This is a genomic window from Rhodococcus sp. NPDC003382 (assembly GCF_053589135.1).
This window is the reverse complement of record NZ_JBSFRH010000008.1, coordinates 1-25,575: the sequence shown is the minus strand read 5'-3', so window position 1 is coordinate 25,575 and position 25,575 is coordinate 1. Positions and strand designations below refer to the sequence as shown.

The following is a 25,575-nucleotide window of genomic DNA, read 5'->3' as shown; positions in this document are numbered from 1 at the left end:
CTGATGCGACCTCAGGAGACCGTCATGACCTCGACTTCTACGTTCACGAGCACCGCCCCCGCCGATGGTGCGCCGTCGAAAGGCGCCCGGATCGCCGGGCTGATCGTCAGCGGACTCGTCGTGCTGTTCCTGCTCTTCGACTCGGTGATCCACGTGCTCAACACGTCCCAGGTGCAGGAGGCCATGGCCGACCTGGGATTCGATCCGAGCCTCAACCGCGTGTTCGGCATCGTGCTGCTCGTGTGCCTGATCGCGTACGTGGTTCCGGCGACTTCGATCCTCGGTGCCGTGCTGCTCACCGGCTATCTCGGTGGCGCGGTCGCGACGAATCTGCTGACCGAGCAGCCGATCGTGAGCACCACCCTGTTCCCGATCTACACCGGCATCTTCGTGTGGGGCGGCCTGTGGCTGCGTGACCTCCGGGTCCGGCGGATCATGCCGGTTCGGCGCGGGTGACCACGACGAACGGGCCGACCTCGGTCACCGTGAAACGCGGATCGTCGAACAGCGCCTTCGGGAACGTCACCGTGTAGCGACGCACGTTCGGGTCGTTCGGGTACACGTCTTCGGCCAGTCGGAGCGTGTACCCTTCGGCGTTCTGCCGGAACACCACCGCGTCGGGGGCCCGCCACGGCGCGGCGTCCCATGCGGCGAGCAGTTCGTCGGGGGTCTCGAGTTCCGCCCATTCGGCGATCGCCGCGGCCCGTGCCGGGAAATCGGCGAGGGGATTCGCGTAATGCGAAGTGAGAGACTGGAATCCGTAGTACGGGTAGTAGGCGAGGAAGGTGGTGTCGGCGGTGAGGACCACGATGTCGTGGCGGTCGCGGCCGAGCTGCGAGGTGATGGTCTCGTCCACTTCCGCGAAGTACGACGCCGCGCCCGGCGGTCGCTGGTCGGCGCGTTCGCCGTTGCCGTCGGTGTCGGTGTAGGCGACGGTGATCTCCCCGGCGAGGACCTGCGGGATGTTCTGGGTGAACGCGACTGCGCCGAGCGCGCCGACGGCCACGAGGGACCAGCGCACCCGCGGATTGTCGCTGCTGGCCAGCACGATCCAGCGGGTGAAGTCGACGAACGCGAAAGTGCCTGCGGCGCCGAGCAGCACCAGCAGGATCACCTCGAGCCGGAACGCCAGGAGCGTGGTGCCGACGGCGGTCAGCGCCAGAGACGCGAGGTACCACAGGTATACGGCGACGACACCGAGCCCGAGTGCCTGCGCCCGGCGTGACGACGATGCCCGGCCGACGAGCCACACGGTGCCCAGCAGGCACAGCAGCCCGATGAGCGAGGCGTGGAACATCGGCAGCGGCAGGCGCGCGCCGGCCTCGGGCAGGTAGTGGGTCGCGGTGCCGGACCCGGCGAGTTGCGCGCCGCCGAGGACGTCGAGCAGGAACGGTAGCCACACGATGAGCGCGACCACGATCGCGATCGCAGCCATGACGGCCAGGCGGACGACGACGGGAATCACCGCCCGCCACGTCCGGGCCGCGCGCCACGCGAGCGCCGCGGCCACCACGGCCATCACCACCACCGCGAACGCGGCGAGCCCCAGGTAGAGGGTGTAGAAGGTGGCGGCCAGGCCGAGGAACAGGCCGGTGCCCAGCACGGCCCCCCATCCCTGCCGCGTCCCTTGCGGTGTGCCTTTGTGGCGGTCCTGACCGCCAGAAAGGCACACGGGCGCGAAAGCGCCCCACGCCAGCACCAGGGCGGCGGGCAGCAGCAGCGCGATGATCGCCCCGTACGGTTCGGGGGAGCCGTAGGCGAGCACGATCGCGGTCGTCGCGGTCGCGACGAGCACCGCCAGATCCGACCGCACCAGCTCCGACCACAGCACGACGGCCACCGCCGCCGTCACCGCCAGCGAGGCGATCGCGTACGGCTTGAACGCCTCCCAGCCGTCCATGCCGAGCACGTTCGCGACGCGACCACCCACCCAGAACCAGCCCGCCGGATAGAACGGCGGCAGATCCGCGTACGTCATGTCGTGCAGCGCTGCCGAATCCGTGAACCGCGTCAGGTACTCGGTGCGGAACTCCTGGTCGACGGAGACGCCGTGCAGATACAGCTTCGTCGCGGCAAGCGGCATCCCCAGCGTCGCCGTCACCAGGCCCGACAGCCCGGCCCACGACAGCACCCGCGCCACCCACGGCCACCGGCGCCGCCGCAGCATCCACACCGACACCGCGAGCACCGCCAGCGCCGCGACCTGCAGCACCGTCGTGATCGCCTGCGTCACGTTCGACGAATTGAACGCCGGCCACTGCACCCGCGCGAACGCGAACAGTCCGACCGCGGCGACCACTGCGGCGACGACTGCGGCGCACGCGAACTGCGTGAGCGCCGAGACGACGCGGCGTGCGGGGGCTACTTCGGAAGCGGTGAGCACCATCCGAGCATAGGGGGACGCGTGGTGCCGCCCGCGGCGCGGCAACCGCAGATTCGAGTAGTGCCAACGCTGGCCTCGAGCCCACCTGACCTTGCATGCTGGATGGAAGCGACGGTGGCCGGACACGCCACCGGCAGGAGCATGTCCGCCATCGCGTCAGGGGGTCGCCCGGAAACACCGGGTGAAGTCGAACGGAAGGCTGGACTCATGAGACGAACATCCGTGCGCGCGTTGTTCGCTGCACTCGTGGCAGCACCGCTCCTCGTGGCCGGGGCCGCACAGGCAGCGGCAGACCCGGTGATCCTGCCGGGACCTCCCGGAGGCCCCATCGACGGGAATTTGTCCGACAACGAAGGCGTCGAGTCCTATCAGTGCGTCATCGTCGGGCAACCGGGCGTCGGCTACGCGTCGAACGCACCAGGTCAAAGCGGCGACGTGAACGGCGTCTTCACCAACGAAGGTTACGTCAACCACGCCTGTTACGGGCTGAACGACGGATTCTCGACCGGAGTCGGCTACCTGCAGTAGAGACGCGACCGCCCCGCCGGATATCGAACCCGGCGGGGCAGCGGTGAAAAGAACTCTAGACCGGCAGCTTACGGAAGATCGCGCGCGGGATGTGCCGCAGCACGACCATCACGAAGCGGAACGGCCCCGGCGCCCACACGATTTCCTTGCCCTTGCCGGACGCAGCGACGGCCAGCGCGGCCACGTCCTCCTTGTTCACGGTGAGGGGCGCTTCCTTGACGTGGGCGCTGAACTTGGTGCGCACCATGCCCGGTCGCACCACGGTGACCTTCGGCCCGAACGGGGCGAGCGCCTCACCGAGACCGAGGTAGAAGCCGTCGAGACCGGCCTTCGTCGAGCCGTACACGAAGTTGGCGCGCTTGACGCGCTCCCCGGCCACCGACGACATCGCGATGATCCGGCCGAAGCCCTGCGCCTTCATCTTCTCGCCGACCAGCACACCGACCGACACGGACGCGGTGTAGTTGACGTTCGCGACGAGCACGGCCTTGCGCTGGTTCTGCCACAGCTCCTCGGGGTCGCCGTCGAGCGCGAACGCGACGATCGCGATGTCGACATCGCCACCCGCCCACGCCTCGTCGATCACCTTCGGGTGGCTCTCGGTGTCGAGGGCGTCGAAGTCGACCAGGTCGACCTTCGTCGCGCCCGCGGCCTTCACCTGGGCGACCGCGGACTCGCGCAGCGGATCGTTCGGCAGCGCCGCGAGCACGACGCGGGCCGGTGCCTTGCGCAGGTACTCCTCCACGATGGCCAAGCCGATCTCGGAGGTGCCACCGAGCAGCAGCAGGGTCTGGGGGTTGCCGACGGCATTGATCATCAGTGGAGTTCCAACCTTCTGGACATATCGGAGGCGAAGACGTTGGTGGGGTCGACCGAGCGGCGGACCTTGAGCCACTCGCCGATGCGCGGGTACATCGCGTGGAACGTCTCGGCGGTGGTGCGCGAATCCTTCGCCGTGTAGAGACGACCCCCGAATTCGAGGACGCGCTTGTCGAGCTCGGTCACGAACTCGTTCAGGCCCGCCTTGATCGGGAAGTCGACGCAGATGTTCCAGCCCTTCATCGGGAAGCTCAGCGGCGCCTTGTTGCCCTCACCGAACAGCTTGAACACGTTGAGGAACGAGTAGTGCCCGGACTTCTGAATGTCGACGATGATGCGCTTGAACTCGTCGACGGCCTCGGGCGGCACCACGAACTGGTACTGCAGGAAGCCCTTGGAACCGTAGGCGCGGTTCCACTCACCGAAGAGGTCGAGCGGGTGGTAGAACTGCGTCAGATTCTGGACCTGGCCGGTGGCGTTCTTCGTCTTCCGGTAGTACAGCTCGCCGACGATGCTGAAGTCGAACTTGTTCGCCAGACCGTTCGGGAAGACGTCGGGGAGTGTCAGCAGGGTCGGCGCGTTGAACCGCAGCGGATCCTTCTGCAGCTTCTTCGGCAACTGATCGAGCTTGGCCAGCGAACCGCGCGACACGGCGGCACGGCCGAGCTTCGGCGGCGCCGAGATCGCGTCGAACCACGCGCTCGAGTAGTCGTAGTTGTCCTCGGAGCCGTCGCTGTGGAGGGCGATCGTCTCGTCGAGACCCGAGGTGCGCACGCTGTCGGCGATGAAGTACGCCGTCTCGGTCGGCGTCATCTCGATGGTCGCGCGCAGGATGATGCCGGTCAGGCCCATGCCGCCGACGGTCGCCCAGAACAGCTTCGAGTTGCGGCCGCCGGGGGTGATCGTGCGGACCTGGCCGTCGGCGGTGAGCAGATCCATGGAGCGGACGTGGTTGCCGAAGCTGCCCGCGCTGTGGTGGTTCTTGCCGTGGATGTCGGAGCCGATGGCGCCACCGATCGTGACCTGCCGGGTGCCCGGCAGCACCGGAACCCACAGGCCGAACGGCAGCGCGGCCTTCATCAGCTGGTCGAGGGTCACGCCCCCGTCCACGGTGACGAGCCGGGAGTCCCGGTCGATCGTGTGGATCTTGTTCAGCGCCGTCATGTCGACGACGAGGCCACCGGCGTTCTGCGCGGGGTCGCCGTAGGAGCGGCCGAGGCCACGGGCGATGACGCCGCGACGCAGGTGCGCCGGCTTCGACTCGTTCTGCTCCGCGACCCGGGCGACCGCTGCGGCGATCAGCTCGACGTCGGGGGTGGACAGCACTTCCGCGGTGGTCGGCGCAGTGCGCCCCCAGCCGGTCAGAGTGCGGGTCTGGGTTGGGAGCGGCGCAGTCGCCTGCTCTGCAGCTGTCGTGGACATCGGCATAGAGGCTACCCGCGCGTCTGGGCAGGTCCGCAAGATGCCGTTTGTCACCCGCCGTACGGTCGCGTGATGATCTCGAGGCTGTGACCGTCCGGATCGTTCCAATACACGCCGCGCCCGCCGTCGTGCGTATTGATTTCGCCGGACCGTCGGTGCATCGGATCGGCCCAGTACTCGAGGCCGCGTTCGCGGATGCGTCCGAAGATCGCGTCGAAGTCGGATTCGCCGACGAGGAAGGCGTAGTGCTGGGGCCGGACGGGCCCGCTGTCGCTCATGAAGTCCAGCGAGACGTCGTTGTCGACCTGCACGACCAGGAACGGGCCGAACGGTTTCGGGGCGGCGAGCCCGAGGATGTCGGCCAAGAACCGGGCCGAGGCGTCGCGGTCGCTGGCGTGGACGATGGTGTGGTTCAGTTCGACGGCCATGCCCCGATCGTGCAACCTCGAGTCGGCTCGAGGTCAAGGCTCGCGTGACCTGGGCGTTATTCTCGACGTCGTGCCCGAAACCCACGACGTGTCCGAGCCCGAGCACCGGGCACCCCTGCCGGTTGAGATTCCCGTCACCGAGAACATCGCGGACGAAGCTCTCGACCTGAAGACCCAGATCGTGCGGTTCGTGCTCACCGGCGGGCTGTCGGCGATCGTCGACTACGGCCTGTACGTGCTGCTCATGGCGCTCGGCGTCACCCGCGACCTCGCGAAGGCGATCTCCTTCGTCGCCGGCACGACGACCGCCTACCTGATCAACCGCCGCTGGACGTTCAAGGCGGAACCGAGCCGCGCGCGGTTCGTCGCGGTGGTGATCCTGTACGCGGTCACGTTCCTCGCGCAGGTCGGGATCAACCGTCTGCTCAACGAGTCGCTGCCCGACCAGTGGTGGCGTATCCCGTTCGCGTTCGTCGTCGCGCAGGGCACGGCGACGGTGATCAACTTCGTGGTGCAGCGCGCGGTGATCTTCCGCATCCGCTGACCCCGGTCTGCCCTGCCGTGACCGAGCGAATGTATCGCTCGTCTCCTTGGATCGACTGAGCGATACATTCGCTCGGATACGAGGGGCGCGCGGCTCGCGCGGAAGGCGAGGGGCAGCTCAGCCGCGCTTGGCCCGGCGGAAGGAGAAGTCCCGGTAGCCGAAGAAACTCGCGGTCGCGGTCACGAGGGTGATCACGATCTGCGACGGGATCGGCGGGAACCCGAGCACCGAGACGGCCACGGTCATCAGGGCGAGGTTCAGCAGGAACGCGCTCAGGTTGACGGTCACGAACCGCCACAGGTCCCGCAGCACGTGTCCGCGTACCCGGAACACCAGGTAGCGGTAGGTCGAGAAGGCACACAGGACGTTCGACGCGTAGCCCGCGACGATCGCGAAGTGGTAGCCGAGGGTGTCGCCGACGGCGAGCTGCCAGACGATGAACCATGCGGTGCCCAGCGCGGTGTTGAACGCGCCGACCAGCAGGAACGCCACCGCCTGGTTCCGGAACAGGCGCATGAGCGGGCCGGGCGCCCCCGACATCCCGCCGGGTGCGCGGACAGGATCGGGAGCGGACACCGGCTTCGCACTCACCCCTGGAACCGCGGCAGCGAACCCGCCGCGACCGCGTCGGCCAGCGACGGGGCAGCCCGGTCCTTCGCCGAGAGTTCGTAGCGCAGCGGTTGTCCGTCGCGGCCCGTGGTGGGCCAGTCGATGCCGATCTGCGGGTCGAGGGGGTTGATCTCGTGTTCGCGCTCGGGGTTGTAGGTGGTCGAGCACAGGTAGGCGACGGTCGAGCCGTCGGCGAGGGAGCAGAAGGCGTGGCCGAGACCTTCGGTCAGGAAGATCGCGCGGCGGTCGACGTCGTCGAGCAGGACCGCGTCCCACTGTCCGAAGGTGGGGGAGCCGACGCGCAGGTCGACGGCGACGTCGAGCACCGCCCCGGCGACGCAGGTGACGTACTTGGCCTGGCCCGGCGGGACGTCGGCGTAGTGGATGCCGCGCAGCACCCCGGCGGCGGAGACCGAGCAGTTGGCCTGGGCCAGCTCGAGCGGGCGACCGGCGGCGTCGGTGAAGGTGGGTTGTTTGAACCACTCGTAGAACACGCCGCGGTCGTCACCGAACTGGCGAGGGGTGATCTCCCAGGCCCCGGGGATCTTCAGTTCGCGGTAGTGCACCGTCAGTTTCCTTCCCGGTCGAGCAGGTCGAGCAGATAGCTGCCGTAGCCGGACTTGACCAGCGGCGCGGCCAGGGCGCGCAGGTCGTCGTCGGTGATGAAACCGAGTCGCCACGCGACTTCTTCGGGGGCGCCGATCTTGAGGCCCTGGCGTTGCTCGATGGTACGGACGAAGTTGCCGGCGTCGAGCAGTGAGTCGAAGGTGCCGGTGTCGAGCCAGGCGGTGCCGCGGGGGAGTACCTCGACCTGGAGCCGGCCGGCCTCGAGGTAGGTGCGGTTGATGTCGGTGATCTCGTATTCGCCGCGGTCCGACGGACGCAGGCCGCGGGCGATCTCGACGACGTCGTTGTCGTAGAAGTACAGACCGGGAACCGCGAAGTTCGATTTCGGGGTGGCGGGTTTCTCTTCGAGCGACAGCGCCCGGCCGTCGGCGTCGAACTCGATCACGCCGTAGGCGCTGGGGTCGGAGACGCGGTAGGCGAACACCGCACCGCCGTCGAGGTCGGCGAAGCGGGTGAGCTGGGTGCCGAGCCGCGGGCCGTAGAAGATGTTGTCGCCGAGGACCAGGGCGGCGCCGCCGTTGCCGATGTGGTCGGCGCCGAGAACGAACGCCTGGGCCAGGCCGTTCGGTTCCGGCTGGACCTTGTAGGTCAGGTTCACCCCGTAGCGGGATCCGTCGCCGAGCAGCCGCTGGAACTGCGGCGCATCCTCGGGGGTGGTGATGATCAGGATGTCGCGGATCCCGGCGAGCATCAGCGTCGACAGCGGGTAGTAGATCATCGGTTTGTCGTAGACCGGAACGAGCTGCTTGCTCACTCCCAGCGTGATCGGATGGAGCCGAGACCCGGTGCCGCCGGCGAGAATGATTCCGCGCATGAGGGACAGTCTCCCATCCCGGGGCGGACGCGAACCAACGAGCGCGCCCCCGGTAGGGTTGCCGCATGCGGCTGCTCGTCACCGGCGGTGCCGGATTCATCGGCGCGAACTTCGTGCACCAAACCGTCGCCGAACGCTCCGACGCGCAGGTGACGGTGCTCGACAAGCTCACCTACGCCGGCAACCGCGCCTCCCTCGACCCGGTCGCCGACCGGATCCGTTTCGTGCAGGGCGACGTCGCCGACGCGGACCTGGTGGATGCGCTGGTGGCCGAGTCGGACCTGGTGGTGCACTTCGCCGCCGAATCGCACAACGACAACTCCCTCGCCGATCCGTCGCCGTTCGTGCAGACCAACCTGATCGGCACGTTCACCCTGCTCGAGGCGGTGCGCCGGCACTCGGTGCGCTACCACCACATCTCCACCGACGAGGTGTACGGCGACCTCGAACTCGACGACCCGGCGCGGTTCACCGAGGCCACCGCCTACAACCCGTCGAGCCCGTACTCCTCCACCAAAGCGGGCTCGGACCTGCTGGTCCGGGCGTGGGTGCGCTCGTTCGGGGTGGCCGCGACCATCTCGAACTGCTCGAACAACTACGGGCCCTATCAGCACGTGGAGAAGTTCATTCCGCGGCAGATCACCAACGTCATCGACGGCGTCCGGCCCAAGCTGTACGGCACCGGGGAGAACGTGCGGGACTGGATCCACGTCGACGACCACAACCGCGCGGTGTGGACGATCATCGACAAGGGCGAGATCGGGCAGACCTACCTGATCGGAGCGGACGGGGAGACGAACAACCGCACCGTCGTCGAGACCGTGCTCGAGCTGTGCGGCAAGGACCGTACCGACTTCGATTTCGTCACCGACCGGCCCGGCCACGACCTGCGCTACGCCATCGACGCGACCCGGCTGCGCACCGAACTCGGCTGGGAACCGTGCTACCGCAACTTCCGGGAGGGTCTGGCCGCGACCATCGACTGGTACCGCAGCCACGAGGACTGGTGGCGTCCGCAGAAGGACGCGACCGAACAGGCCTACGCCCGCTCCGGCGAGCGCACACTCGGCCGCGCCGACTGACCCATCGCGCGTCGCGTCGACTCCAGCGTCGCGGCGATCCCGGCCGGCAGCGGCCGATGGCTGCGACGGTCCAGCTCCGGCCACACCACCGACCGTAACCGCAGGTCCCGGCCCTGCACCGACGCGAGCGGCGACGACGCCAGCACGACATTGGGGCGGCGTCGGAACACCGTGCGGCAGGCGCCGAGGATCGCGCCGATCGTCACCGACCGGCCCGACGCGAAGATCTTGGTGCTCACCCCGCCCGGTTCGGCCTCCGCCCGGTCCAGCGCGTCGGCCACCATTTCTCCCGCGTCGGCGACGAACAGGTAGTCCCGCAGGGTGTCCATCGAGACGTAGATCGAGACCGGCGTCCCGGTGAGATAGCCGCGGCACAGGTGCGAGATGAGTCCCTGCGGCTTGTCCAGGTTCTGCCCCGGCCCGTACAGGTTCGCGAAGCGCCCGATCACGGCGGTCGCGCCGGTCTCGCGGGCGAAATCCGTGATGACGGCCTCGGCGGCCAGCTTGGCGTGTCCGTACGGACCGAGCGGGGCCGTGGGGGTGTGCTCGGAGTGCGGCGCGCCCGTCGCGGCCGCGTACACCCCACCCGCCGACGACGCGTGGAACACCGTCCCGTTCTCGGCGCTGCCGCCGGACGCGCGGGCGAGGCCGTCGAGCACGTCGCGGAGCAGGTCGTTCTCGGCCGCGAAGGCTTCCGGAGTCGTCCCGTTCACGCCCGCACCGGCGCACCACGCGACCCGCCACCGTCCGCCCCGGGTGCTCCGGACGAACCGGTCCGCATCGGCCAGCAGCACGGATCGGGCCTGCTCCGACTCTTCCCACGGCACCGTGCTCGTCGTCACCGGGACGTCGCGGCGACGCAATTCGCGGGTCACCCACGAACCGAGCAGTCCTCCGCTTCCGACGACCCAGGTCGGCGCCGGCACGATTACCCGCTCCGGAAGGATTCGAGGTCGGGATAGCGCTGGGTGCGGCCCAGCGGGCCGGACTCGGGATCGCTGACGATCAGGTAGGGCGGCTTGCCCATCGCCGTCTTCACCGCCACCCCGACGTACTCGGCGATCACCCCGAGGGAGAACAGCACGGCCCCGAATCCGAGCAGCAGGATGACCGTCGTCGACGCCCAGCCCTGCACCGGAATGCGGTTGCCGAAGAACAGGGAGGACACCAGCACCCACACCGCCCACAGGAAACCGCCGGTGGCCAGGACCACGCCGAGCAGGCTCACCATGCGCAGGCCCTTGGTTCCGCTCGACAGCACCATCCGCCAGAAGTGCGAGAGCAGGGTGCGCAGCCGGTAGCCGGATGCCCGTCCCTGCTCTTCGCGCAGCTCGACCGGGCTGGTGGTCACCTTCCCCGCGATCCATCCGAGCGCGACATCGAGGTAGGCCTCCGACCCCGCGTAGGCGGCGAGGGACCGTCCCACCTCGCCCAGCACCAGGCGGAAACTCTGGTAGTCGGTGCTGTCGGACACGGCCAGCGCCCGGGACAGGAACCACTTGGATCCCCGGGACGCCGCGTTCCGCAGCGCGCCGTGCGGCGCCGGATTCGTCGGCTTCGCGTACACGACGGTCGCGCCCTCGTCGAGCGCGGTGTCGAGCAGCCCGCCGATCGCGGCCGGGTCGTGCTGGCCGTCCTCGTCGAGCGTGACGATCCACTCGCCGCCGCTCGACGCCATGCCCGCGAGGGTCGCCGGGTGCTGGCCGAAGTTCCGGCTGAGCCACACCCCCGCGACGAACGGGTATTTCGTGGACAGTTCGCGGATGACACGGGCCGAGTCGTCGGGGCCGTTGTCGTGGACGAGCAGGACCTCCTCGACGACCATGGGTCGACCGCCGGGGGTCAGCGTGACCTCGGTCCACGGAACGATCTGCTCGAGCAACGTACCGAGGGTGTGTTCGCCCTGGTAGACCGGCACGACAATCGACACGCGGTGTGGCGTGCCCGTCGGCGCCGGGTTGTCGCTGCTCACAATTCGGCAGTTTATACGTCGGGTGGGGCAGTATCGGGGCACGAACCGTACCGATGTACGGTGTCGCCGTCCACCGGCCTGCCCGCGCGGGCCCACAGAGAACGGGATGAGCAGTGACGAGGCCGAAACTCTCCGTCGTGATTCCGGCCTACAACAACGCGCCGTTCATCGAGGCCACGGTCGAGTCCGTGCTCGCGCAGGACTTCGGGGATTTCGAGCTGATCATCGCCGACCACAGTTCCCCCGACGGCACTGCCGACCTGCTCCGCAAGTACGAGGACGACCCGCGCGTGACCCTGTTGTCGACCCCCGCGGGCGGTGGCGCTCCCCGGAATTGGCAGCGCGTGACGGCCGAGGCCACGGGGGAGTACGTCAAGCTGGTGTGCGGCGACGACCTGCTCTATCCGGGTGCCCTCTCGGCCCAGGTGGCGGCGCTGGATGCGCATCCGTCGGCGGTGGCGGTGGCGTCGCAGCGGGACATTCTCGACGCGCGCGGCGAGAAGATGATCGCCGGACGCGGGCTCCAGGGACTGTCGGGCCTGGTGCCGGGTGCGGAGGCGATCCGGCGCACGGTGCGGCTCGGCACCAACGTGTTCGGCGAGCCGATGTGCGTGACGATGCGGCGCGACGTTCTCGAACGGGCCGGCGGATGGGACGGCCGCTTCCCCTACCTCATCGACATGGCCTCCTACTCGAAGGTGCTGTTCCACGGCGATCTGTACGCGTTGCGGCAGGTCGTCGGCGGGTTCCGGGTCAGCGCCGGTCAGTGGAGCGTGGCCCTCGTCGCCGAGCAGGCCCGGCAGGCGAAGGCCTATCACCGGTGGGTGGCCGAACAGCTGCCCGGCGGGCTGCGGGCCGCCGACGTGTGGCAGGGCAATCGTCGCGCCGAACTCTCCGCGCTGCAGCGGCGGGTGTTCTACACGCTGTTCCGGTCGCGTCTCACCCCCCTGTAGCGGCCGCTACCCGTGCCTCTCCCGGGTGCTCATTCCGGGTCTTCCGCCGGTCTCGCAGGTACAGCGCCTCCATGACCGCGGCGCCGGCGATGCCCAGGCCCAGTCCGACGAATCCGATTCCCTGTCCCGGCGGGGTCCAGCTCACGACGAGGTCCCCGGCCTCGGTCCCGGCGGGAATGTCCACGGCCAGGAACATCTCGTCCACCGACCGCGCCTCCAGCGGCCGGCCGTCCAACGTGACCGTGTAGCCGGGCCAGTTCAGGCGGGCGAAGACGACGCGTCCGCCGTCTGCCGAATCGACGCGGACCCGGCTGGTCGCGTAGTCCTCGGCCACCGAGGTCGCGGTGACTCCCTCGGTGAAGGAGATGCGCCCGTTCCGGCCGCTGATCGGCCCGTCGATCCGCTCGAGGATCACCGCGTCGACGGCATCCGCGGACCCGGGCGGGGACTGCACCCACCGCCAGCCGGGCGGTGCCGGCTTCGAGTCGGCGTCCGGGTACTGCCGGCGCTGGAGCACCACCCGATCCACGAGCATCAGGTCCACGTAGGTCCGGCCGGTGCTGGGTTCGGTGGCGAAGGCGGCGGCGAACGCGTCGTCACAACTCGATCCGTCGTGCCGCATGCACAGGTGGAAGGCGAATTCCTCGAAGCCGATGGGGGTGTAGGCGTTGACGTAGGTCTCGTCGAGGGACTTGGCGAAGTTGCCGAACACGAGGGACCGGTAGACGCCCTCCGGGTTCGCCGTCCACGACAGCACCAGGGTGCGGTCGCCGAGTTGCAGCGTGGTCCCCGGACGGTCCGGGAAGTTGGCCTTCGCGACCGACTGTCGGGCCGGCAGGTTCCACGCGAGCGGGTGCGGGGTCGTCGACGCCACCTGGAAGTACACGACCGGCAGGGCGGAGAGCAGCAGGATCGTCGTCACCACCCACTCGCCGGCGTGGCGCGCGGTCCACAGGACGAGGGCCCCGACGAGGAGGACGGCGGCGGCCCAGAGCACGTGACGATTCATGAACTCCGGGGACGAGGACCCGGAGCGCAGCGTCATCACCAGTACGAGCGTGGCCGCCGCGCCCGCTCGGGCCGGGAGGTTGCGGAGCGTGCCGTGGCGGCTGACCAGCACGCACACCACGACGAGTGCCGCGAGGGCGAACATCGGCAGCAGCCGCGCCGGCCAGCGCAGCGGCCCCATCACGCTGGGTCCCGCGGTCGCGATCAGCATCGCGGCGAGGAAGATCAGCGCGCCCGCGAGGCTGCGCACCGAGCGGTGCACGGCTTTCCAGTTCACGAAGGCGAGCGCCGGGACGGCGAACCAGGCGATGTAGGTGACGGGGAACGGCTGCACTTCCCCGAACCAGGCTTCGATGGCGGGCAACGCCGAGGGAATGCCGGAGTTGAGGGTGTCCGACCAGGGTGCAGTGAGGAAGTTGTCGTTCTGGAAGCCCTGGTCGGAACGCCAGGTCACGGAGCTCGACAGAACCCCGGGCAGGTAGGTGATCAGTCCGCCCGCCGCGGCGCAGGCGGCGACGATCGCCAGCCGGAGCGACGGCCCCCACGACTGCCGATGGATTCGTTCGCCGATCACGAGGCAGCCGGTCAGGATCCCGGCGACGAGCGCGGGAAAGACGTAGCCGACGCTGATCGCGAGATAGAGGAAGACGAATGCCGGCAGGGGGCCGGAGCGGCCGCGCAGGTAGCGCAGCGAACTCGCCCATGCCTGGGCCACCCAGGCGGAGCCGGTGAGGGCCGTGACCCAGGTCGCCTGGTCGAAGAACAGCGCGAATCCGGTGAAGGGAACCGCGGCGCCGGCCACCGCGGCCCAGGGCGCGCGGGCGCCGTACTCCAGGCAGATCCGGTACACGCCGAGCGCCAGCAGGACGGAGAACGTCCACTTCACACCCGTCGCGAGCAGCACCATGTTGTCGACCGACGGTGAGATCAGGTTGACGAGCAGTTGCGGCGGATTCCAGAGCCCGCCCTGTCCCTCGACCGGGTAGTTGCCGGCCATCCACTGTTCGGGCACGAGACTCGGGAACTGCCCGGTCCGCAGGATCCGGCCGAGGAAGATCCAGTTCGGTACCGCACCCGATTCGGTGTCGTCGGTGTAGAACCACCGATCGTCGGCCGCCAGGATCACCAGGTAGGTGACCGTCACCATCGCCGTCACCACGGTGCCCCAGAGCCACCGCTGTCGTCGCGTCGTGAGCTCGACGGCGGACGTCACATGTGCTCCAGGGGTCGGACGGGGCTGGCCAGAGGCTCAGAATAACGCGGGGGTTCTCGGGAAATGCCCGACCCGGCGGGCGGCGATTCGCGGTCCGGTCTGCCGCTGCCAGGCACGTTGGTAGCCTTGGACAAGTTGTGTCCTGGGGGAAGACAAGGCTCTGAGAGCAAGGCTCTGAAAGGTATTCGGACGGAATGGACAAAGCCGAAATCGCTGCGATCGAACCGACAGGAGGGGTCGGCGACGCGGCCGACGGTTCGTCCGTCCTCGAGCGTCCTGCCGCCCGGCAGACCGCTCAGCGAGCGCTGTTCGCGGGGCCGTCCCCGCTGGTCAGCGACGACATGTACGTCACCGTCAAGGGGACCGTGGACCGCGAGCGGACCCGCGTGCGCCTCGGCCGCCGGAGCCGTATCGAAACGGACACCTACTTCGGCCGGTTCCCCGCCAGCTACTGGCAGCGCTGGACCGCGGTCACCGAGGTCGCGTTCGAAGCCGAGATCGACGGCGACGGCCGCATCGAACTGGTCGCCACCGACACCCTGGGCCGGCGACGGATCGTCGCCACCATCCCCCTGTCGTCGAAGGGCACGTCCACCACGGTGACGGTGTCCACCCCGATCGACCGGTTCGTCGACGGTGGTGCCCTCTTCGCCCGGATCTCCACGAGCTCCGGCGAGCTGACCGTCGAGAACGCCCGCTGGACGGTTCCCACACCGAAGTCCCTGCGCAAGGCCGCGGTCGTCATCTGCACCTTCAACCGCGCCGACGACTGCGCGGCGACGCTGGCCGCCATGGCGAACGACCCGACGGCGATGGCCGACGTGCAGTCGATCCACGTGGTCGATCAGGGCAACGACCGGGTGGAGACCCGGCCGGAGTTCCGGCGCGTCGCCTCCGAACTCGGCGACCGACTCGTCTACATCACGCAGCCCAACCTGGGCGGTGCCGGCGGATTCACCCGTGGCCTGTACGAGGTCGCCGGGGCGTCGCGCAATCCCGGGGCCAACATCGTGTTCATGGACGACGACGTCCTGTGCGAACCGGAGGCGGTGGTCCGGCTCAACACGTTCGCGAACTGCACCGTCGAACCCGCGATCGTCGGCGCGCAGATGCTGTACCTGCTGCATCCCGACCGGGTCCACGTCGGTGCCGAGGTCGCGGACCTGCAGCGTCTCCAGGCCGGTATCGAGGTGCAGAACGCGTTCGCGGACAAGAGCACGCTCAAGAAGCAGCAGGAGATCCGCGTCGACGCCGGTTACAACGGCTGGTGGTCGTGCCTGATCCCGTCGGAGGTCGTCGAGAAGGTCGGCTACCCGCTGCCGTTGTTCTTCCAGTGGGACGACATCGAGTACGGCTACCGCTCGCGGGCGAACGGTGTCGCGACCGTCACGCTGCCCGGCGCCGCGGTGTGGCACGCGGATTTCGCGTGGAAGGACTGGGACGAGTGGCATCGCTACTTCAACCTCCGCAACGCCATGATCACCGCCGCGCTGCACACCGAACTCGACGGCAAGGCACTGGCCAAGCAGCTGCGGACCGACCTGTTCCGCTACCTCGTCTCCATGCAGTACGGCATGGCGTTCACCCTGATCAAGGCCATCGAGGACTTCCTGCGAGGACCGGAATTCCTGCGCGACGGGGGCATGGAGGCCGCGGCCGCCATCCGTCGTGAGCGCGCCGAGTACGGGGAGACCATCCGCCACAACGCGAACAACGTGCCGGACCTGCGTGCGGCCGACATGTTCATCACCCCGGCCGGACCGTTCCCGCGCAAGAGCCTCGAATGGGCGGTGCTGGCCAAGCGCGCCCTCAACCAGTGGCGCGGCACTCTTCCGGCCGATCCGGTCGCGATCCCGTCGTCGGACGCGCACTGGTGGCACGTCTCGCTGTTCTCGCACGCCGTGGTCACCGACGCCTCCCAGGAAGGTGTCCGCGTCCGCAAGCGGGACAAGAAGCGGGCCGTCGCACTGCTCCGTCGCGGAATGAGCGCGCTGCAGGCGCTGAAGAAGGAGACGCCCGCGGTATCCCTGCGGTATCGCGAAGCTGCGCCGCAGCTCACCAGCCGCGAGAACTGGGCCCGCCTGTACGGGCAGTAGCCCATGGCCGATCGGACCACAGCGGGCGCGCGGGACGCTGTCCTCGTCGCACTGCTGGGTTCGATCGTCGCAGCGTGGGGGTCGTGGCTGCCCTCCTTCTGGTACGACGAGCTGGCCACCCTGTCGGTGGCGCAGCGCTCCCGCGTCGACCTGGACCGGGTGCTCGGCAACGTCGACGTCGTCCACGGCCTCTACTACGTGGCGATGCGGTACTGGTTCGCCGTGTTCGGGGCCTCGGAGTTCTCGGCACGGGTGCCGAGCGTCCTGGCCGTGGGCGCGGCGGCCGGCGGCGTCGTCGTGCTGGGCCGGAAACTCGGTGGCCGACGGCTGGGCGTGATCGCGGGTGTCGTCTTCCTCGTGCTCCCGCGCGTGACGTGGGCTGCGGTCGAGGCCCGCAGCTACGCCCCGTCCGCGGCCGCCGCCGTGTGGCTGACCGTGCTGCTCATCGTGGGGTGCGAGTCCGGCCGGGTCCGATGGTGGCTGCTCTACGCCGCCGTGCTGGCGCTGTCGGTGGTGCTGTTCGTGTACGCGATCGCGCTGGTACCGGCCCACCTGATCACCCTGGCGCTGCGGGGCGACCTGCGGCGTCGCGGGCTCGCGTGGCTGGGGGCGGTCGTCGCGGGCTCGGCTGTGGCCGTCCCGCTCGTGGCGGAGGCGTTCGCCCAGGCCGGGCAGACCACGTGGATCCCGCCGATCGACCGGAACCTGCCGCGGATCGCCTGGGAGTACCAGTGGTTCGTGGGCGCCCCCTGGTTCGCGGTGGCGTTCACGGTGTTGATCGTCGTGGGGCTCGTGGCGGCTCTACTGCGACGCACGCGGGTACGGCGACACGGTGTTCTCGTGGTAACCGTGCCGTGGATCGTCGTGCCGATGGCGATGCTCGTGACGTACTCGCTCGTCGCGTCCCCGGTCTACCTGGACCGGTACCTGACGTTCACGACCCCGGCGGTCGCGCTGATCGGTGCCGCTGCCGTCGCGGCCGTGGCCGTCCGGACGTGGGCGAGTGTCGCCGTCACCGGTGCGCTGGTGCTGCTGTCCGTGCCGTCGTTCGTCGCGCAGCGCGGCCAGTGGTCCGACCCCAGCGGCATGGACTTCAGCACGGTCAACCACGACGTCGCCGGTCGGCTGGCGCCCGGTGACTGCGTGCTGTTCGGGGGCGCCGCGTGGAATCCGGCGTCGCAGCGTCTGGTGATCACGGCCCGGCCGGAGACCTTCGCGGGCACCCGTGACCTGGGCCTGGGACGGACCGCCGCCGCGGAGGGCTGGCTGTGGGACGAGAACCTGCCGTTCCCGGCGGTCGCGGGGCAGCTGTCCACGTGCGAGGTGGTGTGGTTCTTCGCGGACGCCGAGCGGACGACCGAGCAGCGGATCTACCACACGTCGAACCAGTGGTGGACGCTCCCGCCGCACCGGTTCGAGTCGACGCCGGAGTACGCCGGGCTCGTGCAGGCCGGGTTCCGGATCGACGACCGCCGGCAGTTCGACGTCAGCCAGGTGATCCGTTTCGTGCGGTGACGTTCACCGCGGGTGCACTCAGACCCAGTAGGCGACGCGCGAGCGGTAGTTGCGCAGTACGACCAGCGCCAACGCCCAGCCGACGACGGTCACACCCAGCACGATCAGCCAGTGGTAGAGCTGCTGGTCGCCGCCGAGCAGCGGCGTGCGCACGATGTCGAGGAAGTGGTACAGCGGGTTGATCTCGGCGATCCGGGCGCGGCCCTCGTTGCCGGTGCCCTGGAGGGTCTTCTCCGTCCAGATGATCGGCGTCATGAAGAACAGCAGCTGCACGAGGCTGCCGAGCAGCGGCGCGATGTCGCGGTAGCGGGTCGCCAGGATGCCGAACACCAGCGACACCCACACCGCGTTGATCGCGATCAGGGCGAGGGCGGGGATCGCGAAGACCGCCGTCCACTTCAACGGCTGCGGATAGATGATCAGGATGACGAAGTAGATGACGATGTTGTGGGCGAACAAGATCATCTGCCGCCACACCAGCCGATACACGTGCACGCTCAGCGGCGTCGGCAGCTGTTTGATCAGGCCCTCGTTGGACATGAACACGTCCGCGCCCTCGAGGATGGATCCCTGGATCAGGTTCCAGACGATGAAGCCCAGCGTGACGTACGGCAGGAACTCGGCGAGGTCGAGGTTGAACAGCGTGCCGTAGAGCAGACCCATCGCGACCGCGGACACCGCGGTCGCGATCGTGATCCAGAACGGGCCGAGTACCGACCGCCGGTATCTCTGCTTGATGTCCTGCCATCCGAGGTGGAGCCACAGCTCACGATGGTTGAAACCTTCGCGAAGGTCCTTGAATGCACGCTTGAACGTGCGGGAGGACGATTCGATCGGGGCATCGTCGAGGACGGAAGGGGCAGACACGGGTACCGAGGGTACTCGGCGCGCGGTCGAGCCTTCCCCGGCGAGGGCGTCGTTCATGCTCCGGCGAAGCGTTCCACGAGCACGTCGATGCGCCGGGACGTGTCCTGCGCGGGGATCCGGCCCGAGCGGGTGAGGCCGACGAGCCCGTGCAGGGCGGCCCAGAAGACCTCGGTGAACAGCTCCGGATCGACCGCGCCGGACAGAGGTCGCAGAGTGTCGAGCAGGACCTGGAACGCGTCGCGCAGCGGTGCGGGAGTTTCGGCGTCGGCGAACTGCAGATCGGTCGTGAGCTCGAACATCGCCTCGTACACGGCGGGGTGGGCCTGTGCGAAAGCGAGGTAGGTGGTCGCCAGCGTGCGTGCTCCGGGCTCTTTGCGGACGGCTTCGGTGAGTTCGGCTCCGAGCTGGGTGAATCCGTCCAGCGCGACCGCTGTCACGATCTCGTCCTTGCCGCGGAAGTGGCTGTAGAGCACGGGCTGGCTGTATTCGATCTGGTCGGCCAGGCGTCGGGTGGTGACCGCACCCCAGCCTTCGTCCTCGGCGATCCGGCGGGCGGTCGAGATGATCAGGCGGTGACGGGCGGCTCTGTCGCGGGCTCTGCGTTCGTTGACCGGCATTGTCGAATTCTAGCATTGCTAGTTCTTGGATCAGTGCTAGTGTTGTCATCGACAGAAGAACTAGCACTGCTAGGTACTGGAGGTCCCCATGTTGGACTCGGTTTCCGTCGTCACGGTTGTCGTCGTCGGTTTGCTGGTGGGGGTGGAGTTCGCGGTCGCGGTGTTCGTGAACCCGATGCTCGCGCGGCTCCCGGGCGACGGCGCACTCATCGCACGCAGTGACGGCGCCCGCGTGCTCGGTCGCGTCATGCCGTTCTGGTACATCGCCTCCACAGTTCTCGGAGCGTTGTGGTCGATCCTCGCGTGGGGCGAGCCGCACGCATCGCTGGTGATCGTGGCGACGGCCCTGCTGGTGCTCAGTGTGGTGATGTCCGTTGTGCTGCTCGTGCCGATCAACAATCGCGTGGCCGCGTGGGCAGGCGGGGGAGCGCCGGACGACTGGCAGGACCAGGTCGGCCAGTGGGATCGCTACCACTACGCGCGGGTCGCCGTCCTCGTCGGGGCGTTTGTTCTCCTGGTGGTCGCGCTCGCGTGACGTTCCGTCAGAATCGATAGCGGCGTCTATATACAGTTCTGCTGGTCTCTACGAGCAGAACAAGGTGGTAGCGCCGAGTGAGTACCGGTCACGGCAACAGCGAGAACGAGTACCCCTCGGCATCCGAGGAGAACTTCCGCGAACTCGCGAGCGACGAGGACGTACTGATCATCTGCCTCGACCTCGTCGCGTTGTATCTGGACCTGGCCTTCGACGATCCGGCCTCCGGTGAAGTCGAGAGATGGACGCTGAGTTGTCTGCCGGCCACCGATCGAGGGCGACGGCTGTTCACGCTCAATATCGGACCGATGGAAGTTCTCCACGTCGAGAACCCATTCATCGAGGACCGGGATATCGACGTGTGGTCTGTGTCGGTGTATGTCTCCCGTTCGGCGCTCGAGAGTCGGACGGGAAAGACGTTCGACGAATTGACTTCGCAGTTTCCGAATCTGCGATTCCACCGCTCCCAGCTCGCATCGGCTGAGGGCGACGCCGTCGTCATCAGGATCAACCTGCTCGACGACGCCTCGAATGAACAGTTCGTGACACTCATCGATGATGCAGAGTTGGTCAGGCGCCTCGCCGACAGGTTGGTCGCCAAGGGGAAGGGGCCGTACGGCCGCTACCACAATCGGTGGTTTGCCCAGGCGGTCCTCGATCATTTGCGGGAGGCGTGGGACGAGGTGCCTGCGTAGTCTCATCGTCTCGACGAGTAATGTTGGGGTGCAATACATTTCGACCTGAAGGGCGAGGCTCGAACGGTCGAAAGGGCTACCGCCTGACGTAGTCGCCGTAGGAGCGTGAAGCCACGGTGCAGGTTACGTTGTATGCGCTGCAGTCGACTTCGCTGCGGATGGGATGACGGCAGAAGCAGGAGATCGCGGATGAGTGCAGTGATCAAGGGATCGAAGACCGACCTCGTCGATCTCGGATATGAGGTCGTGCTCGTCACCGGTGGTCCTGTGGGCGCGGTCGATCTCACCGCCGTACTCCTCACCGCCGACGGACGGGTGCGATCGGACGAGGACTTCGTCTTCTTCAACAACCCGAAGGCCCCCGGCGTCCGGCTCACCTCCGACACGTCCGCGACCGTGGACCTGTCGGCTGTCCCCGCCGACATCCACCGAGTGCTCGTCGCGGCGAGCACCGAAGCGCAGGGGCGGCGATTCGGTGACGTGCCCGGGCTCTGCGCAGAGATTCGGGGCGCTCGACAGACCATCGAGTTCACCCCGCCCGGCCTGACCACCGAGACCGTTCTGCAGGTCGTCGCGTTCTATCGCCGCGGCGCGGGATGGCGACTCGACGCGGTCGGTCAGGGCTATCAGGACGGCCTGGCGGCATTCGCCACCGACCACGGCATCGTCGTCGATGAACCGGGATCAGCTGCGGGCCAAGCTGAATCGGCAAGTACGCTGGCTGCTGTGGCTCCGCCTCAGCCGGCGGCGCGCCCGATCTCGTTCGAGAAGGTTCAGGTCTCCCTTACGAAGGATTCGGCGGACAAGACCGCCCGGATCGACCTGCGTAAGTCCCAGGGCGATCCGAACTGGGTGCTCACCGTCGGCCTCGAATGGGACGGCCGTGGAGCCATCTACGACCGATCCGGGAACGTGAAGAAGTTCGGCGAGGGCGATCTCGACGTGTACTTCTACTGCCGCAACGAACACACCAACGAATACGTCGTGATCAGCGGCGACCGCGGCCACCGCGGCGATCTCGGAACGTGGCCGTACATCCATCACTACGGTGACAGCAAGGGGCCCGGGCGCGGCAAGAAGCCTGCCGTCGAACAGGTTCGGGTGCTCCCCGATGAGAACGGGGATCTGCTCGTCAACATCTATCAGAGCGTCGACAACGGCACCGGCGCGATCGACACGTTCGGCCGGCCGCGCGTCGCGATCCGATACGGCCGGGCCGGCAAGGACGGGCTGCCGGGTCCGGACGCCGACGAGATTCTCGTGTACGTCGGGAACGGGAAGAACGCCTACTGGGCGACCGTCGCGCACATCGACGTGCAGGACGGTGTGCTGACCGTCGACGGCGAAACCCGTTACAGCAGAATCGGAAGCGAGCGCATGCCCGGGATCGATTCGAAGGGCACCTGGGTGCGGAGCCCGAAGGGTGGTCCTACGGGTCGGAGCAAGAAGCGCAACGGCGGCCGCGGTCTCGACCGTTACCAGGGGACGTGCCCACGATAGATTCGGACGCCCTGCGGGCGGCTGTCTTGAACCGGCCAGCACTTCTGGCCCCACGTCGGGTGGTGACGTGTGGCTTCGGCTGGACCCGGTCGTTCGTGTCGACCCGTGCGATCGGGTGCTCCGCCACCAGCTGCGGAGGCTGAAGGTGCTGGTGCCCTGCCGGTTTCGGGTTCGGCTCCGTGGCCGGAGACCCGCAGCGTCGATGCGCTGACGTCGGACTGCGGGAGGGTGCTGGGAGAAACGAGCCAAGAAAGAATCGACCTCGGGGACGTCGATAAAGCGCCGCGCTACCGCGCGTTCTGGGAGGCCGTATCGGATACAGATCCGGCTCCACCATCCTTGACATGATCTTCGTTATCGGCGAGGTGCTCTGTGCAGGTATGCGGCGCACGAATTGGCCGAAGGCCGAGGCCATCACGCGCCCGCATCTTCACCTACATCCCGAAGACCGGCTACGTCGGCGTCGGTGAAGTAACCAGCGAAGCCCAGCCAGCCGACGAGGAAATTCTCACCGTCTACGGGAACGAACTGCCGTCCCGCAGCCTTGAGCTGAGCAGGCCCTACCGCCATGAGATCCACGACGAGAAGGACGGTGAGGACTACAGAGGATGGGTCTTACCGGTCCGGTGGATCACGACCACCTTCACCCTCGCCGACCTTCCCTACATCATTCCGGCAACAGCTGGATTGTCCACCTGATCCACCCTGATTTGAGCTGTGCTGTTTGACGATCCTCAAACAGCACACCCGCAACACCCCGGCGCCCGATTGGCGTCCCGCGGTATCCGGCCATGTGCAGTGCAGCGTGCCGGCCGCCTTCTGTCGACCCGGTCGTCGTCCTTGACGGTGGGGTCGGCGCGCCCGTCGACCGTGCTCTGTGTGCCGGTGAGGCATTGAGGTCCACCTTCGATGCGTTTGTCCACCCGCAACCAGCTCACCGGCACGGTCACGGAGGTCACCGTCGGCGCCGTGATGGCAACTGTGAAGGTCAAGCTCGACGGCGGTGAGCAGATCGTGACCGCCCCGATCACCAAGGAGGCCGTCGACGAACTCGGTCTCGCGGCCGGAGTCGCAGCGACGGTGTTGGTCAAGTCCACCGAGGTCATGCTCGGGTTCGAATAGTCCCGCCGGCGACCGGGTCGGGCGCACCCCGGGTGCCTGTAATCCGGTGCAACCACAGCCGATCTGGTTGAATGCGGCCGTGAAGTCCGCACCGAAAGCAGCGTCCGGGGTCGTGTTCGACTGCGACGGACTGCTGACCGAAATCCTCATCGGGTATGCCCGATGCTCCACCGTGGGCCGTGATCTGCGGGCGCAGCGCACATCCCTCACACGCCTCGGCCGGTAGGCAGGATCCTTACGGGCGGGGGCTCAGTGTCCGGCACGTGTCCCGTGGCGACCGTCGTGGGCGGTGACTTCGAGGGCGACGCGGGTGAGGGTCTCTTCGGCGGGGAGAGCGGCCTGGGCGGATGCCGTCAGGTCGTATCGGGAAAACAGCGACAGGGTACCGGGTGCCGGCGAGGGCGTACCGGACGACGGTTTCGTTCTTCTCGGCCACGAGGAGCATGCCCACCGTCGGTTGGTGTATGTCGTGGAGCCGCAGTCGATCCTCGACCAGAGCAACGTAGAAGCCGAGTTGCCCGGCATCACGCGGGTCGAACTTCGTTGTCTTGAGCTCGATGACCACGTAGCGCAACTGCTCGACGTGGAAGAACAGCAGGTCGACGTAGAAGTCGTCCCCGTCGACGTCGAAATGCACCTGGCGACCGACGAATGCGAATCCCCGACCCAACTCGCGCAGCGTGTCGATGATCCGCGCGACCAGACGCTCCTCGAGTTCCCGCTCGCTCGCGTCGCCGCCGATCGCAAGGAATTCCAGCGCGAACGGATCCTTGGTGAGCTGCTGCGCCAGCTCGGAGTCCCGCTGTTCGAGCGCGGAGCCGAAGTACGAGGGCGCAGCACCCTGACGGCCGTGGAGGCAGGTGGTGATCTGATGAGCGAGCACCGAGCGTGACCACCCGTGCTCGACGTCCCGGGCGGCGTACCACTCACGCAGGTCCTGGTCGTCGAGCTTGTCGAGAAGTTCGGCGATGTGACCCCACGGCAATTGTCCAACGGGTCGTTGGATGATTGCTTCTTCGTCGGGCCATGCCTCGGCGAAGCGTCGCATGTAGAACAGGTTCGCTCGCGAGAAGCCCTTCATGGTGGGGAACTCGGCGCGTAGGTCCGCGGCGAGACGGGACAGCACCTTGGTTCCCCAACGCTCGGTCTGCTGGCGATCCAAGATCGTGCGGCCGATCTGCCAGTAGAGGCCTATCAGCTCGGTGTTCACCTTCCGCTGCGCCTGATACCGCGCCTGGTGTACGCGGCGCTTGAGTTCCTCGAGCGTAGCGGCGTAGTCCGTGGGTTCGAGCTCTGCCATGCCTTGAGCATTGCACCCGCCTCCGACCAGTTCGGTCGAGGCTCCCCGAGCCGGTACACCGCCATAGCGGCCAGGGACTTGACCCACGTGAGCCAGGACGGACTTCGGTCCTGATCGGACATGGCTACTCGGAGATACCGACTGCTGCCGTGCGGACCGTGTACCGGGTCCGAGGCGATGGGCGTGCGGTGCGTGCATGGCGTGCACGCACCGAAGAGACATTGTGCGGCCGCGCTTGCAGATCCCGGCATGCGGACCGGGGTGGTCACAATCCGTCCAGCACGGCGAACAGGTCCCTCGAACGGGGTGTCGGCGCGCTGTTCGATCTCGTCGAAGACCTCGGTGAGGTCCTCGAGGGTCTTGTGGTCGCGGCGCGCATTCCGGAGTGCCGACTACCAGTCGACCAGCAGTCCTTCGTTCCCTGGATGCAATCCCCGAGGGTGGCGTGATGCCGCCCTGGTACACAGCCGCGACCGCTCTCGGAGTGCTGTGGTCGATCCTCGCGTGGGGCGAGCCGCGCGCATCGCTGGTGATCGTGGCGACGGCGCTGCTGGTGCTCAGCGTGGTGATGTCCGTTGTGCTGCTCGTGCCGATCAACAATCGTGTCGCCGCGTGGGCGGGTGGGGGAGCGCCGGACGACTGGCAGGACCAGGTCGGGCAGTGGGATCGCTACCACTACGCGCGGGTCGGCGTTCTCGTCGGCGCGTTCGTTCTGCTGGTGGTCGCGCTCGCGTGAGGTTCCGTGGGATTCCTGCACGGGCAAACACGAATCGACGCGGACGCCCTGCGGGCGGCTGGATTGAACCGATCGGAGACCCTACGGGTCGCTGAGTCTGCTCGGCCCCTTCCCCAACGCTGCCCGGTCGCCATACCCCGATAGACCGTCTCGGCCAGCACTTCTGGCCCCACGTCGGGTGGTGACGTGT

Annotated in this window: 26 protein-coding genes; 13 read left to right on the top strand and 13 right to left on the bottom strand. The window is 68.0% G+C overall.

The window, feature by feature from the left end; translation table 11 throughout:
- Positions 1-24: 24 nt before the first annotated feature.
- Entirely contained in the window at positions 25-456 is a 432-nt protein-coding gene (locus ACWDUD_RS07980) for a DoxX family protein (protein WP_450108969.1), read from the top strand.
- Here ACWDUD_RS07980 and ACWDUD_RS07975 read toward each other — a convergent pair.
- Positions 434-2,386, bottom strand: coding sequence for a galactan 5-O-arabinofuranosyltransferase (locus tag ACWDUD_RS07975; protein WP_450108968.1), 1,953 nt, complete (start codon positions 2,384-2,386; stop codon positions 434-436). The two genes, ACWDUD_RS07980 and ACWDUD_RS07975, sit on opposite strands and share 23 nt — an antisense overlap.
- Positions 2,387-2,590: 204 nt before the next feature.
- Here ACWDUD_RS07975 and ACWDUD_RS07970 point away from each other — a divergent pair, with 204 nt between their 5' ends.
- Complete coding sequence (locus ACWDUD_RS07970) at positions 2,591-2,911, top strand: hypothetical protein (protein WP_197251588.1); 321 nt, start codon at positions 2,591-2,593, stop codon at positions 2,909-2,911.
- A 55-nt stretch (positions 2,912-2,966) separates the two neighbouring features.
- Here ACWDUD_RS07970 and ACWDUD_RS07965 read toward each other — a convergent pair whose 3' ends face one another.
- The 3 genes from ACWDUD_RS07965 to ACWDUD_RS07955 are packed head-to-tail and all read right to left on the bottom strand — an operon-like array spanning position 2,967 to position 5,580.
- On the bottom strand, positions 2,967-3,728 hold the full coding sequence (locus ACWDUD_RS07965) for a decaprenylphospho-beta-D-erythro-pentofuranosid-2-ulose 2-reductase (protein WP_450108967.1): 762 nt from the start codon (positions 3,726-3,728) through the stop codon (positions 2,967-2,969).
- Positions 3,728-5,152, bottom strand: a complete 1,425-nt coding sequence (locus ACWDUD_RS07960) for an FAD-binding oxidoreductase (RefSeq protein WP_248673816.1) — start codon at positions 5,150-5,152, stop codon at positions 3,728-3,730. The genes ACWDUD_RS07965 and ACWDUD_RS07960 overlap by 1 nt, the downstream gene beginning before the upstream one ends.
- 50 nt (positions 5,153-5,202) lie before the next feature.
- Positions 5,203-5,580, bottom strand: coding sequence for a VOC family protein (locus tag ACWDUD_RS07955; protein ID WP_197251592.1), 378 nt, complete (start codon positions 5,578-5,580; stop codon positions 5,203-5,205).
- On the opposite strand from ACWDUD_RS07955, the gene ACWDUD_RS07950 reads away from it, so the two are divergent.
- A complete protein-coding gene (locus ACWDUD_RS07950; protein WP_269437587.1) occupies positions 5,579-6,124 on the top strand; it encodes a GtrA family protein in 546 nt (181 codons plus the stop codon). The two genes, ACWDUD_RS07955 and ACWDUD_RS07950, sit on opposite strands and share 2 nt — an antisense overlap.
- 117 nt (positions 6,125-6,241) lie before the next feature.
- Here ACWDUD_RS07950 and ACWDUD_RS07945 read toward each other — a convergent pair whose 3' ends face one another.
- From ACWDUD_RS07945 to rfbA, 3 genes are read right to left on the bottom strand one after another with little or no spacing between them, the layout of a single operon-like run.
- Positions 6,242-6,715 carry a GtrA family protein gene (locus tag ACWDUD_RS07945; protein ID WP_197251593.1) on the bottom strand — a complete coding sequence of 158 codons (474 nt, stop codon included), beginning with the start codon at positions 6,713-6,715 and terminating at the stop codon, positions 6,242-6,244.
- The gene (gene rfbC, locus ACWDUD_RS07940; RefSeq protein WP_450108966.1) at positions 6,712-7,299 is read right to left on the bottom strand and encodes a dTDP-4-dehydrorhamnose 3,5-epimerase; all 588 of its coding nucleotides are present in this window, start codon (positions 7,297-7,299) and stop codon (positions 6,712-6,714) included. Before rfbC ends, ACWDUD_RS07945 begins: the two co-directional genes overlap by 4 nt.
- 2 nt (positions 7,300-7,301) lie before the next feature.
- Positions 7,302-8,174 (bottom strand): glucose-1-phosphate thymidylyltransferase RfbA, encoded by an 873-nt coding sequence (gene rfbA, locus ACWDUD_RS07935; RefSeq protein ID WP_197251595.1) that lies wholly within the window; start codon positions 8,172-8,174, stop codon positions 7,302-7,304.
- A 65-nt stretch (positions 8,175-8,239) separates the two neighbouring features.
- On the opposite strand from rfbA, the gene rfbB reads away from it, so the two are divergent.
- Positions 8,240-9,256, top strand: coding sequence for a dTDP-glucose 4,6-dehydratase (gene rfbB / locus ACWDUD_RS07930; RefSeq protein WP_450108965.1), 1,017 nt, complete (start codon positions 8,240-8,242; stop codon positions 9,254-9,256).
- Here rfbB and ACWDUD_RS07925 read toward each other — a convergent pair.
- Positions 9,214-10,182: an NAD-dependent epimerase/dehydratase family protein gene (locus ACWDUD_RS07925; protein ID WP_450108964.1), complete on the bottom strand. Its 969-nt coding sequence runs from the start codon at positions 10,180-10,182 to the stop codon at positions 9,214-9,216. The genes rfbB and ACWDUD_RS07925 overlap by 43 nt on opposite strands.
- A 2-nt stretch (positions 10,183-10,184) precedes the next feature.
- Positions 10,185-11,186: a glycosyltransferase gene (locus ACWDUD_RS07920; protein WP_450109061.1), complete on the bottom strand. Its 1,002-nt coding sequence runs from the start codon at positions 11,184-11,186 to the stop codon at positions 10,185-10,187.
- A 155-nt stretch (positions 11,187-11,341) separates the two neighbouring features.
- Between ACWDUD_RS07920 and ACWDUD_RS07915 the strand changes: the two genes are divergently transcribed.
- Entirely contained in the window at positions 11,342-12,181 is an 840-nt protein-coding gene (locus ACWDUD_RS07915) for a glycosyltransferase family 2 protein (RefSeq protein WP_450108963.1), read from the top strand.
- Here the strand turns inward: ACWDUD_RS07915 and ACWDUD_RS07910 are convergent.
- Entirely contained in the window at positions 12,168-14,402 is a 2,235-nt protein-coding gene (locus tag ACWDUD_RS07910; RefSeq protein WP_450108962.1) for a hypothetical protein, read from the bottom strand. The two genes, ACWDUD_RS07915 and ACWDUD_RS07910, sit on opposite strands and share 14 nt — an antisense overlap.
- A 194-nt stretch (positions 14,403-14,596) precedes the next feature.
- Here ACWDUD_RS07910 and ACWDUD_RS07905 point away from each other — a divergent pair, with 194 nt between their 5' ends.
- Both ACWDUD_RS07905 and ACWDUD_RS07900 read left to right on the top strand, forming a co-directional pair.
- Positions 14,597-16,498 carry a glycosyltransferase gene (locus ACWDUD_RS07905; RefSeq protein ID WP_450108961.1) on the top strand — a complete coding sequence of 634 codons (1,902 nt, stop codon included), beginning with the start codon at positions 14,597-14,599 and terminating at the stop codon, positions 16,496-16,498.
- A gap of 3 nt (positions 16,499-16,501) precedes the next feature.
- Positions 16,502-18,013, top strand: a complete 1,512-nt coding sequence (locus tag ACWDUD_RS07900) for a glycosyltransferase family 39 protein (RefSeq protein WP_450108960.1) — start codon at positions 16,502-16,504, stop codon at positions 18,011-18,013.
- Positions 18,014-18,031: 18 nt separating this feature from the next.
- Here the strand turns inward: ACWDUD_RS07900 and wzm are convergent, their stop codons facing one another.
- Positions 18,032-18,880, bottom strand: coding sequence for a galactan export ABC transporter permease subunit Wzm/RfbD (wzm, locus tag ACWDUD_RS07895; RefSeq protein ID WP_450108959.1), 849 nt, complete (start codon positions 18,878-18,880; stop codon positions 18,032-18,034).
- Positions 18,881-18,933: 53 nt separating this feature from the next.
- On the bottom strand, positions 18,934-19,497 hold the full coding sequence (locus tag ACWDUD_RS07890; RefSeq protein ID WP_450108958.1) for a TetR/AcrR family transcriptional regulator: 564 nt from the start codon (positions 19,495-19,497) through the stop codon (positions 18,934-18,936).
- Between the two features lie 88 nt (positions 19,498-19,585).
- On the opposite strand from ACWDUD_RS07890, the gene ACWDUD_RS07885 reads away from it, so the two are divergent.
- From ACWDUD_RS07885 to ACWDUD_RS07865, 5 genes are all read left to right on the top strand, one after another.
- Positions 19,586-20,032, top strand: a complete 447-nt coding sequence (locus ACWDUD_RS07885; RefSeq protein ID WP_450108957.1) for an anthrone oxygenase family protein — start codon at positions 19,586-19,588, stop codon at positions 20,030-20,032.
- Between the two features lie 77 nt (positions 20,033-20,109).
- Entirely contained in the window at positions 20,110-20,727 is a 618-nt protein-coding gene (locus ACWDUD_RS07880; protein ID WP_197251605.1) for a hypothetical protein, read from the top strand.
- A gap of 189 nt (positions 20,728-20,916) precedes the next feature.
- Entirely contained in the window at positions 20,917-22,227 is a 1,311-nt protein-coding gene (locus ACWDUD_RS07875; RefSeq protein ID WP_450108956.1) for a TerD family protein, read from the top strand.
- A 372-nt stretch (positions 22,228-22,599) separates the two neighbouring features.
- Positions 22,600-22,926 carry a hypothetical protein gene (locus ACWDUD_RS07870; protein ID WP_197251607.1) on the top strand — a complete coding sequence of 109 codons (327 nt, stop codon included), beginning with the start codon at positions 22,600-22,602 and terminating at the stop codon, positions 22,924-22,926.
- A 210-nt stretch (positions 22,927-23,136) separates the two neighbouring features.
- Entirely contained in the window at positions 23,137-23,349 is a 213-nt protein-coding gene (locus ACWDUD_RS07865) for a TOBE domain-containing protein (protein WP_197251608.1), read from the top strand.
- 235 nt (positions 23,350-23,584) lie between these two features.
- On the opposite strand, the gene ACWDUD_RS07860 is transcribed toward ACWDUD_RS07865, so the two are convergent.
- On the bottom strand, positions 23,585-24,649 hold the full coding sequence (locus ACWDUD_RS07860) for a PDDEXK nuclease domain-containing protein (protein ID WP_450108955.1): 1,065 nt from the start codon (positions 24,647-24,649) through the stop codon (positions 23,585-23,587).
- 448 nt (positions 24,650-25,097) lie between these two features.
- Between ACWDUD_RS07860 and ACWDUD_RS07855 the strand changes: the two genes are divergently transcribed.
- Complete coding sequence (locus ACWDUD_RS07855) at positions 25,098-25,385, top strand: anthrone oxygenase family protein (protein WP_420751531.1); 288 nt, start codon at positions 25,098-25,100, stop codon at positions 25,383-25,385.
- Positions 25,386-25,575 lie beyond the last annotated feature (190 nt).

Coding starts and splice junctions, on each gene's coding strand:
- ACWDUD_RS07980 (WP_450108969.1), top strand. CDS start 25: ATGACCTCGACTTCTACGTTCACGAGCACCGCCCCCGCCGATGGTGCG.
- ACWDUD_RS07865 (WP_197251608.1), top strand. CDS start 23,137: ATGCGTTTGTCCACCCGCAACCAGCTCACCGGCACGGTCACGGAGGTC.
- ACWDUD_RS07900 (WP_450108960.1), top strand. CDS start 16,502: ATGGCCGATCGGACCACAGCGGGCGCGCGGGACGCTGTCCTCGTCGCA.
- ACWDUD_RS07950 (WP_269437587.1), top strand. CDS start 5,579: ATGCCCCGATCGTGCAACCTCGAGTCGGCTCGAGGTCAAGGCTCGCGT.
- ACWDUD_RS07890 (WP_450108958.1), bottom strand. CDS start 19,497: ATGCCGGTCAACGAACGCAGAGCCCGCGACAGAGCCGCCCGTCACCGC.
- ACWDUD_RS07875 (WP_450108956.1), top strand. CDS start 20,917: ATGAGTGCAGTGATCAAGGGATCGAAGACCGACCTCGTCGATCTCGGA.
- ACWDUD_RS07960 (WP_248673816.1), bottom strand. CDS start 5,152: ATGTCCACGACAGCTGCAGAGCAGGCGACTGCGCCGCTCCCAACCCAG.
- ACWDUD_RS07855 (WP_420751531.1), top strand. CDS start 25,098: ATGCCGCCCTGGTACACAGCCGCGACCGCTCTCGGAGTGCTGTGGTCG.
- rfbB (WP_450108965.1), top strand. CDS start 8,240: ATGCGGCTGCTCGTCACCGGCGGTGCCGGATTCATCGGCGCGAACTTC.
- ACWDUD_RS07860 (WP_450108955.1), bottom strand. CDS start 24,649: ATGGCAGAGCTCGAACCCACGGACTACGCCGCTACGCTCGAGGAACTC.
- ACWDUD_RS07975 (WP_450108968.1), bottom strand. CDS start 2,386: ATGGTGCTCACCGCTTCCGAAGTAGCCCCCGCACGCCGCGTCGTCTCG.
- ACWDUD_RS07970 (WP_197251588.1), top strand. CDS start 2,591: ATGAGACGAACATCCGTGCGCGCGTTGTTCGCTGCACTCGTGGCAGCA.
- rfbA (WP_197251595.1), bottom strand. CDS start 8,174: ATGCGCGGAATCATTCTCGCCGGCGGCACCGGGTCTCGGCTCCATCCG.
- ACWDUD_RS07905 (WP_450108961.1), top strand. CDS start 14,597: ATGGACAAAGCCGAAATCGCTGCGATCGAACCGACAGGAGGGGTCGGC.
- ACWDUD_RS07955 (WP_197251592.1), bottom strand. CDS start 5,580: ATGGCCGTCGAACTGAACCACACCATCGTCCACGCCAGCGACCGCGAC.
- ACWDUD_RS07885 (WP_450108957.1), top strand. CDS start 19,586: ATGTTGGACTCGGTTTCCGTCGTCACGGTTGTCGTCGTCGGTTTGCTG.
- ACWDUD_RS07965 (WP_450108967.1), bottom strand. CDS start 3,728: ATGATCAATGCCGTCGGCAACCCCCAGACCCTGCTGCTGCTCGGTGGC.